Consider the following 14,942-nt stretch of genomic DNA (forward strand, 5'->3'; position numbering starts at 1 on the left):
AGTATCATAAAATGAAACGATAGTGAGTTGCATAAAACGAAATTATTTTTTAAAAATATATTGACAGTTTCGCAAAGTGAAATTAAAATGAAAATATAGAGTTTCATTTTGTGTAACAAGGGAGGTGAAGATATTGAAAAATAGAGTTAAGGAGTTACGAATTGAAAAAGGGTTGTCATGTCAAGATATGGCTAGATTAATTGGGGTTACTAAAGCAACTTACTCAAAAAAAGAGAATGGTTCCGTAAAGTTTTCTCTAAATGAAGCAAAATTAGTTTCAGATAAGTTTCAGAAAACTATCGAGGAAATTTTTTTTAACCTTATTGTTGCATAAAGTGAAACAATAAGGTTAAAAAATGTAATCCAAGACTTTAGTATTGTTTAGCACATACAATACACTTCGTTAGAAATTAAGAAGATGTATTGTAACAGTAACTAATCACACATAATCTACCAAAATCATAAACTAATAAAGATAAAATTTTTAAGGGGGTGTTTTAAATAGTTGTAGAAGAATACAAAATTGGCAACACAACTATAAAAATATGTGATGATGCGTATAAAGATAAAACACCAGAAGATATAAAAAAAATACTGGAGAGATTAAATGCTGTCGCTTGGAAATGTGTAAGAGCTGCAAGAGCAGCAGGGAAAGATATTTAAAATAAATTTAGTTCCTATGCAGAAGCTAAAAATAGGTGTACTAAAGTTAAAAGAGAGAGAAAGAAAAGTTGACTTTCACTGGAATGCATTTGGAAAGTCAGACGGGAAAGAAGGCTAAATTTCAAAGGTAGGAGTAAGAATACGTTACTTACATAATAACAGTTATCACTGTAGAAAAGTAGGTATTTGATTCTACAAGATAGAGAAAAATTAGACTTAAATTCTACAAGGGGGGTAGCTAAGTGATAGGTTTTGCTATAAGAGAGGCCAGAGAAATAAAGGGTATTACACAGGAGCAACTGGCGCAGTTAAGCTTTTTATCTAACAAGACTATTAGTGCCATAGAAACTGGAAGAAGATCTATAAATTTGGACAACCTAAATTTAATTTGTGAGGAGCTTGATGATCCGAGAGTTTATTTAGAATCAACTAATCAAAACTGTGGTGGTGTTTTCAGTGTTCATTGGCTTGACGGTGAAGCTGCAGACATGCACAGAGCAAGTGTAAAGGAAAAAGTTATAGAAGAGCTTAGTGAGGCAATAAGAGCCATAAACCTAACCAAAGTATATAAAAATCCTAGAACCTGCAGTCAAGAAGACATTGAGATTGTGAAATCTAGTATTCAGGAGACCATAGATGTTTTTAATGCTAGTGCAATTTACATAGCTATAATGTGCAGGGAATATCATTTAGATATTAAGGAAATGTTCAGGTTACAGAAAGAAAAAATGGTAAGCAGAAAATACTTAAAAGATGTTTAGAAAGGTGAATTTAATGGAGACACAAATATCAAACAACATTAATCAAATACAGAAGTTAATTAGAGCATTAAAAGCTTTACTTAAGGTTGAAAAGAATGAGAGAGATAGAAAAATTCACTCAGAAGCTCTTGAAAGATTAAAAAGAAAACTAATAGACAAAGGCAGGTTAACTATATGAATGGTAAAAAAATTTCATTTAGATTAAAGAATATAGAAAAAGACAAAGTTCAAATTTTTAATATAAGAAAGGCTCAGAGTTTTGACTGTAGAGAGGTGCAAAGATGATTGAAGTATTAGAAAGCATTATTGATATGATGCATAATGCTCCAGGCAAACGCTTAGAATTTGCATCTATTATTGAACAGTATAGAGAAGATGGAATCATACATTTGCTACCTTTAGAAAAATTAAAAGCATTAGAAAAGGATATAAAAAGAACCCTCGGCAAAGGGCTCAACTAATTAAAAGTAGTATTTGCTAAGATACTCGGCAAAGTATCTTAGCCCCATTATAGCATTAAAGGGGGATTAATTCAAATGAGTAAAAAGAAAATTAAAGATTTACCACCAGTAATCCTAGATGGGCAAATGAGTATATGGGATATAACTGTTCCAAAGAAGGTTGTTGAAAAGAGAGAGTTTTTTGAAATAAACCTTGTTAGTATACCTATGATGACATTAGCTCAAGAAGAGGTATTAGATAAGTTTAAATTACAAGGCAATGTTTCAAGAGTAGTTCGTTATAGTGCTGGAAGTATTGGGGTTGAAACTAAAGAAATGGATATGTTTATAACTCACTACATAAATAAATCTGGAATTGAGGAATTTAATTTTGCTAAAAGGTCACCAGTGCTTCCTTGGGATAGAATTATTTATTTTAGTCCTGAGCAGGAGAAGTTTAAATTTACAAAAGTACAAACGGATAAGCTCCATAATTGGATTGGCAGAAGAAGAAAAGATATTAAAAGAGTGATTCATAGAAAGGGAGATGAAAATATCTTTATAGAGCTTCAGGATAGGGTCATAGATATTTTACCTAACGGATGGGAACTAGAATTTAAAAGTATTCAGCAGATAGAATGTCAAGAAGATGAAGTTTATATGATACCTAATAGACAAATAGAAAAAGATATACAACAAAGAGTTAAAGTAGGGGATTTTGTACAAGCTTCATATGGTAAGAGGGTTATAGAAGGAACTATAGTACGTGAATATGGCTTAGGCAATGAAATTTTAAACATTGTTTTTAATAATGGTACAAATCACACAGCAATAGGTCGCAGTTCTGTATTAAAAATTATCGGATAGGAGATGAAGAATTATGGCTCAATTTAGATATGTTTATACAAACTTTTGGGAAGATCCAAAGGTAAGTGAAAATTTTACACCTGAGGATAAGCTTTTCTTTTTATATTTACTTACCAACCCACATACAACTCAGTGTGGAATATATAGAATAACTAAAAAACTTATAGCTTTTGAGATGGGTTATTCTATGGAATCTGTGAACAGCTTAATATTTAGATTTCAAGAACATCATAATCTTATTAAATACAATGAAGAAACTAGAGAAATAGCTATTAAGAACTGGGGAAAGTTCAACCTTAAAAATGGAGGCACACCAATAGTAGACTGTGTTAAAAAGGACTTTAAAGAAATAGAGGACAAGTCGTTATTACTTTATGTTTTAGGCAGCATCAAAAATGAAACTATAAAACAAGTCTTTATTAATGAATTAGTTAAGTATGGATTAATAGATGATCCTAATAAGGTAGAAGATAACTCAAGTATTCCTAGTGACGCTGACGAGTCGGTAGACAATGCGAATAACGGTACGTTTTACGGCACGTCAACGACAGGTGGACAAAAAGAAAACAAAAAAGAAAAAGAAAATAAAAAAGATAATATATATAATAATTATCAAAATAGAGACAATGTTGTTAATATTGTGGATAATGTGGATAACTTAAATAGAAATTGTGACTTAAATTCATCAGATGAAACATCTGATACTAGAATCAAAGTACCTTATCAAGATATTATAAATGCTTTTAATAGCATTTGTGGAGCTATGCCAAAGGTTAAGAAGCTTTCTAATGCCAGAAAGAGAACATTAAAAGCTTACTGGAATGAGTATAAAGATATAAATGTGTTTATTAAGTTATTTACTAAAGCAGAGCAAAGTGATTTCCTCTCAGGGAGAAGTGGAAGATGGCAAGGCTGCAGTTTTGATTGGCTTATAAAAAGTTCAAATATGATTAAGGTTTTAGAGGGCAATTATGATAATAAGCAGGAGATACAAAAGCCTTTTGAAGTTAAAGGAGCTAGCAACTTTAATAATTTCAAGCAGAGAGAGTATGACTTTAAAAATTTAGAAAAACAGCTTCTAGGTTGGGATTAAGAGAGCAGGATTTTATTAAAAAATTCAGTACGCAATGAGTATGTAGATGGTGGTAAGAGCTAAAAATCAAACTATAAGCCTTGCTTATAGAGATTTTTACGCAAGAAAAACAGTTATTATGTCCTAGAAACAGAGGGGTGAGAGAGTGGATATTAAGGTAGTTAAAAAAATTAAAAAGCTTTTAGCATTAAGTGAGAGTAGCAACGAAAATGAAGCTAAGGTATCATTACTTAAAGCTCAAGAGTTACTTGCGAAGCATAAGCTTTCACTAAAGGAAGTTAAAGATTTTAAAATATATAATAGTGCAATCAAAGAGAAGATAAGTGCAGTTTCCTTTACAAAAGCGAAGTGGAAAGCGAAATTAGCAAGATTAATAGCAGATAACTTTGGATGTTATTATTATTTTAAATTGAGAAGAACTCATACTATTGCTTTCTTTGGAAGAGAGGAAGATATAATCGTATGCAATATAGTTTTAGAGTATGCTGTAGATTGTATTAATAGTACAGTAAAAAGATTAAGATATCAGTATTCTAGGGATGGTTATAGTACTAAAGGGCTTGAAAATGACTATGCATTAGGGTTTATTAAAGGCTTAAATAATATGTTTGAGGAACAGAAAAAAGCAAATCAAGAATGGGGACTTGTTCTTGTTAAAGATGCAGAGGTCGTTGAAGCACATGAAAATATAGAATTTAAAGGTACAGTAAATACAAATACTCAGTTTCAAGGTTATACTAGTGTATATTATCAAGGTTGTGAAGATGGTGAAAAGTTTAGTATATCAGATAAAATTGCAGAAGGAGAAGTTGAGAATGAGCCAACTTTATCTCTAGGAACTACAAGTAATTAGTAGGGTCGAAATGTGAAGATATTGTGTAGTAAAGTGAGGGGAAGTTAAATTTGAGCAATAAACATACAGTTGAAGAAGAAAACGAACTTAATGCTACATTAAAAAAATGGCAAACAAGAGCAAAAAGATTAATATTAAGTAATTATTATGACAGTGTTGTGTTAAATGATTTGAAATACACTATTTTAGACGAAGTAACTAATGCGAAAAGTTATAAAGATATAAATAGTAGCTTGTGGAACAGTGGAATGATAGAAAATGTATTAGATGATATTTCAACACAAATTAAAAAGGTTCATGAAAGTTACTATCGAATGGATAAAAGAAAAGCATAGATGGTTATAAGTTGACAGAATAATAATGTTGCACTTCAAATATAAATGGACAAATAGACCTGGGAGAGGTATTTAGGAATGCTAGTTAAGTATAAGGTAGCATAGTAGAAGCTATATGTAAGAAAGGAACTGAAAACATGGAAGAAACTAAGAAAAATATATATCCAACACTCATAGAGTTTAAAAAAGATATAAATGATGGCACAACAACATCAAATGTTACCCGAGAATTAGTTGATGCTAGGAATGCCATACATTTAAAAATTACTATAAATAGCAATGATTATCCTGTTAGTGATGTTGTTACAGGAATTAAAGAAATTTTTCAGAAAGTCCTTCAATGCTTTGATGAATAGATTCTAAGGCATCTAATTCTGTTTCTATTCTTTTACGCCCACTAAGGACACTTTTCCGATAAGATAAATCAAGCTTATATTTATCAGTAAAGGTTTTACCTAATGTTAAATACGTTATAGTTACATCAAAAACTTCATCAGGATACTTTCTAAAATCAAACAAAGATTTAACAGATTGATTTGGAGCTAGGTAAATATTTTTATATTCGGTAATAGGTAATAACGAGGATTTTAAAGCAGGGTCCATATTTATAGAAAGCACTGTACCAGCCGATTTACCAAAGTTTTTTAAGATTAAAGAATGAAAAATATCATTACTACTTTTATCAATATAGAAATTAATATACGCCCTACTCTCTTCAATACGTGTAATTCTTAATTCTTTTAAGTTCTTATATGTGATTATGCCAACGATAGTAGAGATAACAGTAGACAAGATAGATGCAATTAGTAATATAAAATCTTTATATGTAATAAGAAATCCATACATTATATTTCTACCCCCTTTCAACGAAATTCTACCACAAAGGGGATAAGTATACAAAAAAAGAAGGTGTAGAAAATGACAATAACTGAGTTATTTGCGAATAGGAAAACGAGCTGAGGAGGAGTAAATGGATAAACAAGATTTAAGTAAAGAATTGAAACGTAAGGTTTCAAAGATAACTGAAAGTTTAAGCAAAGGAAAAGAGATAACTTTATTGGTAACACCAAAAGGATTAAAAGTTAAAGAGGCAGATATAAAAATTATTAAATAACGCCTACAGTCAAACAGGATTGTGGAAGAGCTAAAGGAGCTTATAGGACTTTAATGGTCTTATAAGCTCCTATTTTTTTGGAGGTATAGGAATATGAGAAATACGAATAAAAAAGAATTTGATAAAATAAATGAAGTAGAAAGTTTTTTATATAATTACAAAAGCATAAAGCTGGCAGTAGAAAATTTAAAAATAGAATTAGACATAATGGATGAAACAGTAATATCTGCAATTCAGTATAAGGAATGCACTGGGAAAACTAATAAATTTAACTCAGATGTTGAAAACAAATTAGTGAGAAAAGAACTTTTAGAAGAAAGAATAAAACATATGGAAAATAAGATAAAACAAATTGATAGAGCTTTAGAAATACTACCTGAGATAGAAAGAGAAATAATAAATTATAGATACATAGAAGGACAAAATTATTATGAATTTACTTATAAGGTTTATAAATCAGAAAGGCAGTGTAGAAGAATAAAAGATAGAGCATTAGAAAAAATAGTTGTAGTTTTTTTTGGCATATAGAATAAGGATGCCCGATTGATGACCGTTTTTTCTGAAATACATGAGTTATAATAATATCATAGAAAATTTAATATAAGGCTGCAGCACAGTAGGGAGTACAAAGGCAGCAGTGTTACAAAATAATTCCTCGAGAAAAGGTTGGTATTTAAAAAGTACCGCCTTTTATTTTTTTATAAAAGGAAGTGAGTAAATTGAATCATATCTATAAGAAAGAAAACTATATAGTCGTTCCAGTATCTAATAATTATTTTCTTATAAACATAAACAAGATATTTAAAGAAGGCTATACATATGTAAAAAATATAGGAGTAGCATAGAAGTTTTAGATATTTTTAATAGTTTTATTTTTTTATTTTAGATTCAGTTACACATAAAAAAAGGTGTATAACTGCAAAAAGTAAAATATTAGTAAAGCATTATTTTATAAATACTTGAGGGCAGTTTCACCAGTTCAACAGAATATAACTTATGTGCAATCGGATTACTTATATTAGCACTTTTTTTATAAACAACATTTGATAAAAGGAAATAAATAGTTTTTGTCGAATAATTAGTTTTGGGAAGGTGTTAGTATGAATTTTGAAAAAGATATACTAAAGAAATTATGTATCATAATCGGGTGCATTTTTTCTGTAGCAATAGTAGGTTATTTTGTATTTTGGCTTACAAAGCTATTAAGTGATTCATTTGGGTATTTTAAAAACTTAAACAATTCAAATGAGGCTATAAGAGCAGTTTTCATATTTTCAATAGGAACTGTACTTGGAGTATTGTTAAAACCTAAATCAAAGAAAAATAATGAAGGTTTAGATACTAATGAGAGCAACAATTGGAGGATTAGAGATTGGGTATGGGTCACAGGAATTTTAGTTGTTATCATTATTGTTTTGCTTACAAAACAGTTTGGAGAAAATGATAAAATAGGAGGATATGTTTCATTTGGTTCGAGTGCTGTTTCTATAGCATTGGCTTTAGTTGCAATAGGATATGCTATATATCAATCACTAGACTCAAGTCAACAAAATTCTATTTTGAGAAAAACTTTAGAAGAAATAAAAATAGAAATAACTAAAGTAAGTCATGCGAAGAGTCAATTAGCAGTATTGCAAAGTGAATCAGAAGAGCAAGCTCAAGTAAAACTCAAAGGAATAGAGGAATTAATAAAGTCGGTTGAAGAAAATAAACCAGATAAATCAGAAGACTACTTAAAAGTTATTGATGATTTGAAAAAACAGATAGAAGGATTCAAAGAAGAAGAAGCTAGAAGAACAAAAAGGATGAATGATTTATATAATCAGACACTATTTTATAAGAATGATACATTAGCAAAAACAAAGAAAAGATTTGAACTAGAAGTAAATGTATTAAATGAAGAATTTAGACCCGTTAGCTTCATGGATAACTTTGCAGAAGTATGTTCAAATGCAGAAATAAGTGTAGCTAGTAAAGGCTTTACGAGAACTAAATCAGGAACTAAGTTCTTATTTCAATTCATCTATGATGCAAGAGATGGATATATTAGTGATGTAACGATGCAAAGAGTTATAAAACAAGCATCTGAAGGTGATCATTCATTTGAAGTAGTCAATTATAATATTTATTATTAATTCAAAAAAAGAGTCATAATGGCTCTTTTTTTATGTAAATGAAATAATTTGCTAACACATAAATTTGGGTCCTTCTGAGAGGGTGGGGGATATGCGGGTCAAACGAGGCCCGAGATTTTTCTCAGTGAAAATTAAAAAACTATTGGTATTTTTGTTATTAGGGAGGTGATAGCTTGGTAGCTAAGCAACTTGTAAAGGTGATTGATGGAAAACCTGTTTAACAAATACAACCATGACAGAAATATTTAGAATATCTCAACAAACATTGTCATTTTGGGAGGGGCAAGGGTGCCCAAAAGAAGCACGAGATTGGTGGAGCATAAAAGATGTTTTACAGTGGAAAGGAATTCTTACATAATTAGGTGTAAAGTCAGATGAAGATCAAGATAATGTATCATGGAATTAAAAAAAGTTAGAGGCAGAGGCAATGTGTAAATCAGAAAGGTAGTGTAGAAGAATAAAAGATAGAGCATTAGAAAAAATAGTTGTAGTTTTCTTTGGCATATAGAATAAGGATGTCCGATTTATGTCCGATTAATGGCCGTTCTTTCTTAAATATATGAGTTATAATAGTATCATAGAAAATTTAATATAAGGCTGCAGCACAGCAGGGAGTACAAAGGCAGCAGTATTATAAAATAATTCCTCGAGAAAAGGTTGGTATTTAGAAAATACCGCCTTTTTATTTTTTTGTAAAAGGAAGTGAGTAAATTGAATCAAATCTATAAGAAAAATGAATATATAATAGTTCCAGTGAATGATGACTTTTTAATTATAAATATTAATAAAGTATTTAAATCCGGGCATACACACGTTAAAAGGTTTGATGTTTGCAAATTACTTATAAGTCTAGCAATTAACAAAAAGCTTTCTAAAAACATTAAGTTTGTTGATAACTTAATAAGAATTAGTGTGGATAGAAATTATATAAAAGAATTAGAAAATTTTAAAAAGAATAATAAAGAAATAAAAATTAAAAATTTGATGAGTGCTTCGATATATAAAAGGCATAAAGGAGCTATTAGGCAAGTTAGATGAACTTTCACTATAATATTTGCACATTTACTAAGTCTAATTATAAAAATATATATAAAATTATATAATTAAGTTATCGTATAAAATAATTATCAAAATTTGCGATATTTAAATTGGAGGATTCTAGTTGTAATTGTAGAAATTATAATTTAGAATAGGGGGAATTATTAAGTGGCAAATGTATATTTTTATAAAATTAGAGTACATGAGGAAAAATATGATTCAAGTGGTAAGCAAGATTTGGTGAAAAAATATAAAAGTCAAGAAGAATTTGTAAAAATGTTCAAGGATATTTTGGAAAAAAGAGATGCAAATAATTGTATAAGTATTAATGATGCTCCAGAATGGGTAGTCTTAGAAGTATTGAATTATGATAAATCTGTTAACTTTCAGGTTGAAAGTCCAGTAAAATGTGAGTTAAAGGACTCAGATTATGTATTTGCTAGAATTGGTCGAAAAAAAGATATAACAAACGTACAGATAAGAGACAGAATTACACATAAACCAGAACAAATAAAAAAAGGAGAACAACAAGATTTAGAGATATATACCTATTTCTATTTATTTTTTGATACTTCAATTATTGTTTACTTAGGAGCTCAAGCGGCACCTGGCATTTCTAAGATAGCAGATATGGTCAATCGGTATTATAAATGTAGTAACCTAAGTGCTCAAATAATTCCAGTAACTGCAGATGACATGATAGAAATATTGAAGAATAAAGATATAGTAAACTCTATTGAAATAATATCTACATTACCTTCTGATGAAGTAATTAATATTGATAATTTAGGCTTAAATGAGGATACTTTTGATGATATGAGAGACATTAAAAATATGAAGATAACAGTTTCAATTGCTGCTAAGCATAGAAACGAAAATCTATTTAAGAACAAAAACCTTATTCGTAGCGTAACAGATAAAATTTTGGGAAAAAAACCATCTAAATTGAGATTTAAAGCTAAAAATAGTGGAGAACACACTCAAACATATGACATAATAGAAAAACTATTTACTAGAAGTGTACATTTTAAATATACTGCTAATGAAGGATTAAATAGACAGAAAGAAATAGAAACAACTTTATTTAGGTTATATAATGAAAATCGTAATGATATACTTAAATATAGTAGAGAGTAAATTCAAATAGGAGTTGATAGAAATGGAATCTCCTAAAAAAAAATATTTAAAAAGAAATAAATTAAACATAATTACTACAGTAGTTTTATGCATTTTGTTATTCTTGGGGTATAAAAATAAGTGTATTACTATTAGCTATGCAGAAAATAGTAGCATACATCTCAATATATTAACAATAAATTCTGTATTAGCGGGGTTTATTTTTACTTCATTGGGTATAATATCAGGATCTATAGATAGGCCAAGAATAGCTAGATTGAATCAAGGAGGTTATCTTGACGACTATTTCAATGGTATGTATATAGCTATATTTTCACATATAATTTCAATAGTATCATCGATTTTTATTATTATGAAAATTATGGAAAAATATAGGTTTACCTTTATATATTTGCAACAGCTTGGCTTGCTTGTTGGAGTAACATTTTTTGTGAAATCTATTTTTAGATTATTTAAAATTATAAAAAAAATAAGAGAAAAATAAGTTTTATAGAGATATTTTATATTTTAGACTATAAACCAATCATAGTTAAGTTCTTAATTTAATGAATAGAGTATTATATATGTTAAAATAATTATATATATTTTTTAAAATTAAACAATTTAAGTAGTAGAGTGCTAAAGAATAGCTAATTCAAGAGCTCATGAAGAGCTCTTTTTCTATGCAATAAAATAAAATCTTATAACAATGAGGTGGTGATAAGCATGAAAATTAGATATAAGGCAGGTGAGAGATAAATGAGTAGAAAAAGGCCTGCTAAACCAATTCCGGAAAGCCATTATGAAAGATTTAAGTATAGGTTGGAAGAGGTCAGCGGTGAGTGGTCTGAAAGAAACCTAACTATTTTTTTATTAGATATTGCAACTGGGTATAGAATTCAGGATATGGTTGGTTTGACTATAGCAGAACTAAGAGAATCTATAAATAATGGTTATTTCGAAATTCAGGAAAAAAAGCAATATAATGCATGGTTAACTCATATGAAAAAAAATCCTAAATCATTAAAGAAAGTCCCAGAAAAGCGAAAGCATGATATTGTACCACAACTAGAAACAGTGTTATCAAAGTATATAAAAGGAAAAAAGAAATCAGAATATGCATTTCCTTCGCAAAAAGGGTCTGGAAGTAATCATATTAGTGCAAAAGCATATGCAGATATTCTAAAGAAAGTTGCAGAAGATAAGGAAATCAATTTGAAAAATATAACTGGACACAGTTTAAGAAAGACATATGCACGTAGATTATATGAAGCTACTAATGATTTAGAGTATGTAAGAATAGCTTTAGGACATTTAAGTATAGAAGTTACGAAGAAATACTTAGGTCTTGATGATGAAGTAAAAGAAAATGCTGCTAAAATAGCTGCTAGAAAGTTATAATCAGCCAATAGATGAAGGTTACTTATTTTAAATAAAAATAAAAATTTCTACTAAATATATGCACAAAAAATAATAATCAGTAATCCTATATGTTATTGCGGATTTTCAAAACAATTAGAAAAGTGGCTCAAAGCATTGATAATGAAAGGCTAGAAAGAAAATGATTTAAAAATGATAAAAAATAAACATTGAGCCCATGTTATAGAGCAATAGCTCAATGTTGGAGGTGATAAAATGAAGTCTATTGAAGAGATTATAAGTAGTAATTTAAGCCTTATAGAATCAATGGTTGAGGATAATAAAACAGATAAACAAATAGCAGAATCATTAGGGATTGGGTATTCAACTTTTAAGAGATATAAAGCCTCAAATGCTGATTTAAAAGAAGCAATAGCTGAAGGTAAAGATAAAAAGAATCAAGCTGTAGAGCAAGCATTATATAAAACCTGTTTAGGCTATGTGTATTATGAGGAAGTAGCGACTAAAGTTAAAGTGCAAGAACTAGCTGAAGATGGGCATACTGTTTTAGAAAGTGAAAAAGTTAATATAAGTGAGGTTAAGAAATATAAAGGTCCTGATTTAGCAGCTCAAAAGTATTGGCTTAACAACAAAAAGAAATCTAATTGGAGTGAAGATCCGAACAAAGTCGCTAATGATAAGAAGCTTACTAAACTTAAAGAGAAAGAAGTTGAAGCCAAGACAGCTCCAATATAAGGGCCAAACAATATGACAAATACTGAACTGGTGCAATGGATAAGAGCTTTGATAAAACATAATAATATCAAAGCTTTTTATAATTCAATACTTTGGTTAAGCAAAAGAGCAGAGGCATTAGACAGAGACAACAACGAATGCCAGAAGTGCAAAGCTAAAGGATTGTTTAGTCCAGCTAACTGTGTACATCATAAGGAGCATGTAAAGCAACATCCTGAGTTAGCGTTAGACTTAGATAACTTAATATCCTTGTGCAATAGCTGTCACGATGAAGAGCATCCAGAGAAGTTAAAAAAATATGTATCGAAAAAAAGATTTATAAATGAGGAAAGGTGGTAGTCCCCCCGGTCGAAAAAAATGAAAAAACTCTGGACACTGGAAGAACGGGTAAAAGGCAAGACAAAACCGATTTGCCTCGCATGTGAGAAAAAATTTATGAAAGGAGAAAATAATGGCAAGTTCAAAAAGTATAAAAGAATCATTAATAAAGCAGCTGGAAAATAAAGGAGCTAATGTAGATCATTTTTTAATCTTAATTGATGATTATGCTAATTATTATGAACGAGAAAAAATTGCACAAAAAGATATTAAAGCTCGTGGTAATATAGTTAAAGCAAAGTCTTCTTCTGGAATTATAATCGAGAAAGAGAATCAATCAATTAAAACTGCAATAAATTGTAATAAACAAAAATTAGCTATTCTTAAGCAACTAGGATTAACAGTTGAAAATACAGTAAGTGATGACGATGACGAATTATAGGCTAATCCCTGAAATACAAAATTATATTGATTTTGTTAGAAGTGGAGAAATTGAAGTTTGTGAAGAACAGCTATTATTATGTGACTATGTTGAGAAATGTTTTAGAGAAGAAAAGCTGTTTGTGAATGAAGAGCAATTAAAAAAATATCTTGATTTACAAAAGTACTTTCCGTATGAACTTTTAGACTGGGAAAAGTTTTGTTTTGCATTACATAATTGCGTGTATAAAGAAAACGGACAGTTAAGATGGCCAGTGCTTTTCATTTTAGTCGGTCGTGGAGCCGGTAAGAATGGATATCTAGCTTTTGAGGATTTTTGTTTATTGACACCAATAAATGGTGTTAAATATTACTTTATAGATATATTTGCTATGGCAGAGGATCAAGCTAAAACAACATTCGAAGATGTTTATAATGTACTTGAAGATAATAAAGCTAAACTAAAAAATCACTTTTATTGGAATAAAGAAGAAATAACAAATTTAAAAACTAAATCAAGATTAAAGTTTCGTACAAGCGGGATTAAGTCAAAGGATGGAGGAAGACCAGGAAAAGTTGATTTTGATGAATACCATGCTTACGAATCTATGAAGCTTGTTGATGTTGCAACAACTGGTTTAGGTAAAAAAGCTCATCCCAGAAGGACGATTATAACAACAAATGGAGATGTAAGAGATGGACCATTAGATACTTTAATATCAAAAAGTGAATTGATTTTAAAAGGTGAAATACACGATAATGGTACGCTGCCTTTTATCTGTAAACTTGATGATAAAAAAGAAATTAAAGATAAAAGAAAGTGGCCTAAAGCTAATCCAAGTTTACCGTTTTTCCCGATATTACAACATGAGCTTGAAATTGAATTTGGGGATTACCTTCTTGATCCTATAGGTAATTCATCCTTTGCAACTAAAAGAATGAATATGCCACAAGGTAATAAAGATGTAGAAGTTACTTCATGGGAAAATATATTAGCAACCAATGAGGAAATTCCAGATTTAACAGGTTGTATGTGTGTAGCTGGTATTGATTATGCTAAAACAACAGACTTTGTAGCTGTAGGATTGCTATTTTTATTTAAAGGAAAATATTATTGGATAACTCATACATGGGTATGTAAAATGTCGGCAGATTTAGGAAGAATAAAGGCACCATTAAAAGAATGGGAAGAGAGAGGTTTATTAACATTTATTGATGGCCCAGAAATACCTCCAGATATTCCTGCTGAATGGCTTGCAGAAAAAGGTCAAATATACAATATAACTACACTTGGCATGGATAATTATAGATATACACTATTAGCAAAAGCACTCAAAGCAGTTGGTTTTGATACAGACAAAAATGGAGCAAATAATATTAAGCTTACAAGACCTAGCAATGAAATGCTAATAGCACCAACTATAACAAGCTTATTTATTAATCATAATATAATTTGGGGAAATAACCCACTTATGAGATGGTATACAAATAATAGTTGTATGATAACTTCTCAAGCTGGGAATATAACATATGGTAAAATTGAGCCTAAGAGTAGAAAAACAGATGGTTTTAAAGCTTTTGTATCAGCAATGTGTGCAAGCGGCGATTTAGAAGATAGTGGAGAAAGTGCAGATGTAGATTTTGATGTACACACATATTAGAAAATAAAGTCTT

22 protein-coding genes are annotated in these 14,942 nt (G+C 29.7%); 21 read left to right on the forward strand and 1 reads right to left on the reverse strand.

The window, feature by feature from the left end; all coding sequences use genetic code 11:
• Window positions 1-133: 133 nt before the first annotated feature.
• From ACZ5N4_RS02055 to ACZ5N4_RS02095, 9 genes are all read left to right on the forward strand, one after another.
• Window positions 134-334, forward strand: a complete 201-nt coding sequence (locus tag ACZ5N4_RS02055) for a helix-turn-helix transcriptional regulator (RefSeq protein ID WP_464206720.1) — start codon at window positions 134-136, stop codon at window positions 332-334.
• Window positions 335-905: 571 nt separating this feature from the next.
• Complete coding sequence (locus ACZ5N4_RS02060) at window positions 906-1,424, forward strand: helix-turn-helix domain-containing protein (protein ID WP_464206722.1); 519 nt, start codon at window positions 906-908, stop codon at window positions 1,422-1,424.
• A gap of 13 nt (window positions 1,425-1,437) precedes the next feature.
• Window positions 1,438-1,602: a hypothetical protein gene (locus ACZ5N4_RS02065; protein ID WP_464206724.1), complete on the forward strand. Its 165-nt coding sequence runs from the start codon at window positions 1,438-1,440 to the stop codon at window positions 1,600-1,602.
• Window positions 1,603-1,705: 103 nt separating this feature from the next.
• On the forward strand, window positions 1,706-1,885 hold the full coding sequence (locus ACZ5N4_RS02070) for a hypothetical protein (protein WP_464206726.1): 180 nt from the start codon (window positions 1,706-1,708) through the stop codon (window positions 1,883-1,885).
• Window positions 1,886-1,960: 75 nt separating this feature from the next.
• Window positions 1,961-2,731, forward strand: a complete 771-nt coding sequence (locus tag ACZ5N4_RS02075) for a hypothetical protein (RefSeq protein ID WP_464206728.1) — start codon at window positions 1,961-1,963, stop codon at window positions 2,729-2,731.
• 13 nt (window positions 2,732-2,744) lie between these two features.
• A complete protein-coding gene (locus tag ACZ5N4_RS02080; RefSeq protein WP_464206730.1) occupies window positions 2,745-3,824 on the forward strand; it encodes a hypothetical protein in 1,080 nt (359 codons plus the stop codon).
• Window positions 3,825-3,969: 145 nt separating this feature from the next.
• Entirely contained in the window at window positions 3,970-4,677 is a 708-nt protein-coding gene (locus ACZ5N4_RS02085; protein WP_464206732.1) for a DUF2786 domain-containing protein, read from the forward strand.
• A 50-nt stretch (window positions 4,678-4,727) separates the two neighbouring features.
• The gene (locus tag ACZ5N4_RS02090) at window positions 4,728-5,012 is read left to right on the forward strand and encodes a hypothetical protein (protein ID WP_464206734.1); all 285 of its coding nucleotides are present in this window, start codon (window positions 4,728-4,730) and stop codon (window positions 5,010-5,012) included.
• A gap of 137 nt (window positions 5,013-5,149) precedes the next feature.
• On the forward strand, window positions 5,150-5,368 hold the full coding sequence (locus tag ACZ5N4_RS02095; protein WP_464206736.1) for a hypothetical protein: 219 nt from the start codon (window positions 5,150-5,152) through the stop codon (window positions 5,366-5,368).
• Here the strand turns inward: ACZ5N4_RS02095 and ACZ5N4_RS02100 are convergent.
• A complete protein-coding gene (locus ACZ5N4_RS02100; RefSeq protein WP_464206738.1) occupies window positions 5,325-5,858 on the reverse strand; it encodes a hypothetical protein in 534 nt (177 codons plus the stop codon). The genes ACZ5N4_RS02095 and ACZ5N4_RS02100 overlap by 44 nt on opposite strands.
• 124 nt (window positions 5,859-5,982) lie before the next feature.
• Between ACZ5N4_RS02100 and ACZ5N4_RS02105 the strand changes: the two genes are divergently transcribed.
• The 12 genes from ACZ5N4_RS02105 to ACZ5N4_RS02160 all read left to right on the forward strand — a co-directional run bounded on the left by ACZ5N4_RS02105 (window position 5,983) and on the right by ACZ5N4_RS02160 (window position 14,929).
• Entirely contained in the window at window positions 5,983-6,126 is a 144-nt protein-coding gene (locus tag ACZ5N4_RS02105; protein ID WP_464206740.1) for a hypothetical protein, read from the forward strand.
• Between the two features lie 93 nt (window positions 6,127-6,219).
• Window positions 6,220-6,654 (forward strand): RNA polymerase sigma factor sigma-70 region 4 domain-containing protein, encoded by a 435-nt coding sequence (locus ACZ5N4_RS02110; RefSeq protein ID WP_464206742.1) that lies wholly within the window; start codon window positions 6,220-6,222, stop codon window positions 6,652-6,654.
• A 191-nt stretch (window positions 6,655-6,845) separates the two neighbouring features.
• Window positions 6,846-6,971, forward strand: a complete 126-nt coding sequence (locus ACZ5N4_RS02115; protein WP_464206744.1) for a hypothetical protein — start codon at window positions 6,846-6,848, stop codon at window positions 6,969-6,971.
• A 255-nt stretch (window positions 6,972-7,226) separates the two neighbouring features.
• Complete coding sequence (locus tag ACZ5N4_RS02120) at window positions 7,227-8,261, forward strand: siphovirus Gp157 family protein (protein ID WP_464206745.1); 1,035 nt, start codon at window positions 7,227-7,229, stop codon at window positions 8,259-8,261.
• A 711-nt stretch (window positions 8,262-8,972) separates the two neighbouring features.
• Window positions 8,973-9,299, forward strand: coding sequence for a hypothetical protein (locus ACZ5N4_RS02125; protein ID WP_464206747.1), 327 nt, complete (start codon window positions 8,973-8,975; stop codon window positions 9,297-9,299).
• 168 nt (window positions 9,300-9,467) lie between these two features.
• A complete protein-coding gene (locus ACZ5N4_RS02130) occupies window positions 9,468-10,436 on the forward strand; it encodes a hypothetical protein (RefSeq protein WP_464206749.1) in 969 nt (322 codons plus the stop codon).
• A 22-nt stretch (window positions 10,437-10,458) separates the two neighbouring features.
• Window positions 10,459-10,920, forward strand: a complete 462-nt coding sequence (locus ACZ5N4_RS02135) for a hypothetical protein (RefSeq protein ID WP_464206751.1) — start codon at window positions 10,459-10,461, stop codon at window positions 10,918-10,920.
• A gap of 254 nt (window positions 10,921-11,174) precedes the next feature.
• Complete coding sequence (locus tag ACZ5N4_RS02140; protein WP_464206753.1) at window positions 11,175-11,816, forward strand: tyrosine-type recombinase/integrase; 642 nt, start codon at window positions 11,175-11,177, stop codon at window positions 11,814-11,816.
• A gap of 234 nt (window positions 11,817-12,050) precedes the next feature.
• Window positions 12,051-12,530, forward strand: a complete 480-nt coding sequence (locus ACZ5N4_RS02145; RefSeq protein WP_464206755.1) for a Xaa-His dipeptidase — start codon at window positions 12,051-12,053, stop codon at window positions 12,528-12,530.
• A 12-nt stretch (window positions 12,531-12,542) separates the two neighbouring features.
• Window positions 12,543-12,869: an HNH endonuclease signature motif containing protein gene (locus ACZ5N4_RS02150; RefSeq protein WP_464206757.1), complete on the forward strand. Its 327-nt coding sequence runs from the start codon at window positions 12,543-12,545 to the stop codon at window positions 12,867-12,869.
• A 112-nt stretch (window positions 12,870-12,981) separates the two neighbouring features.
• A complete protein-coding gene (locus ACZ5N4_RS02155) occupies window positions 12,982-13,290 on the forward strand; it encodes a P27 family phage terminase small subunit (RefSeq protein WP_464206759.1) in 309 nt (102 codons plus the stop codon).
• Complete coding sequence (locus ACZ5N4_RS02160) at window positions 13,277-14,929, forward strand: terminase TerL endonuclease subunit (RefSeq protein WP_464206761.1); 1,653 nt, start codon at window positions 13,277-13,279, stop codon at window positions 14,927-14,929. Before ACZ5N4_RS02155 ends, ACZ5N4_RS02160 begins: the two co-directional genes overlap by 14 nt.
• Window positions 14,930-14,942: the final 13 nt, after the last annotated feature.

Source organism: Clostridium nitrophenolicum (assembly GCF_055391695.1).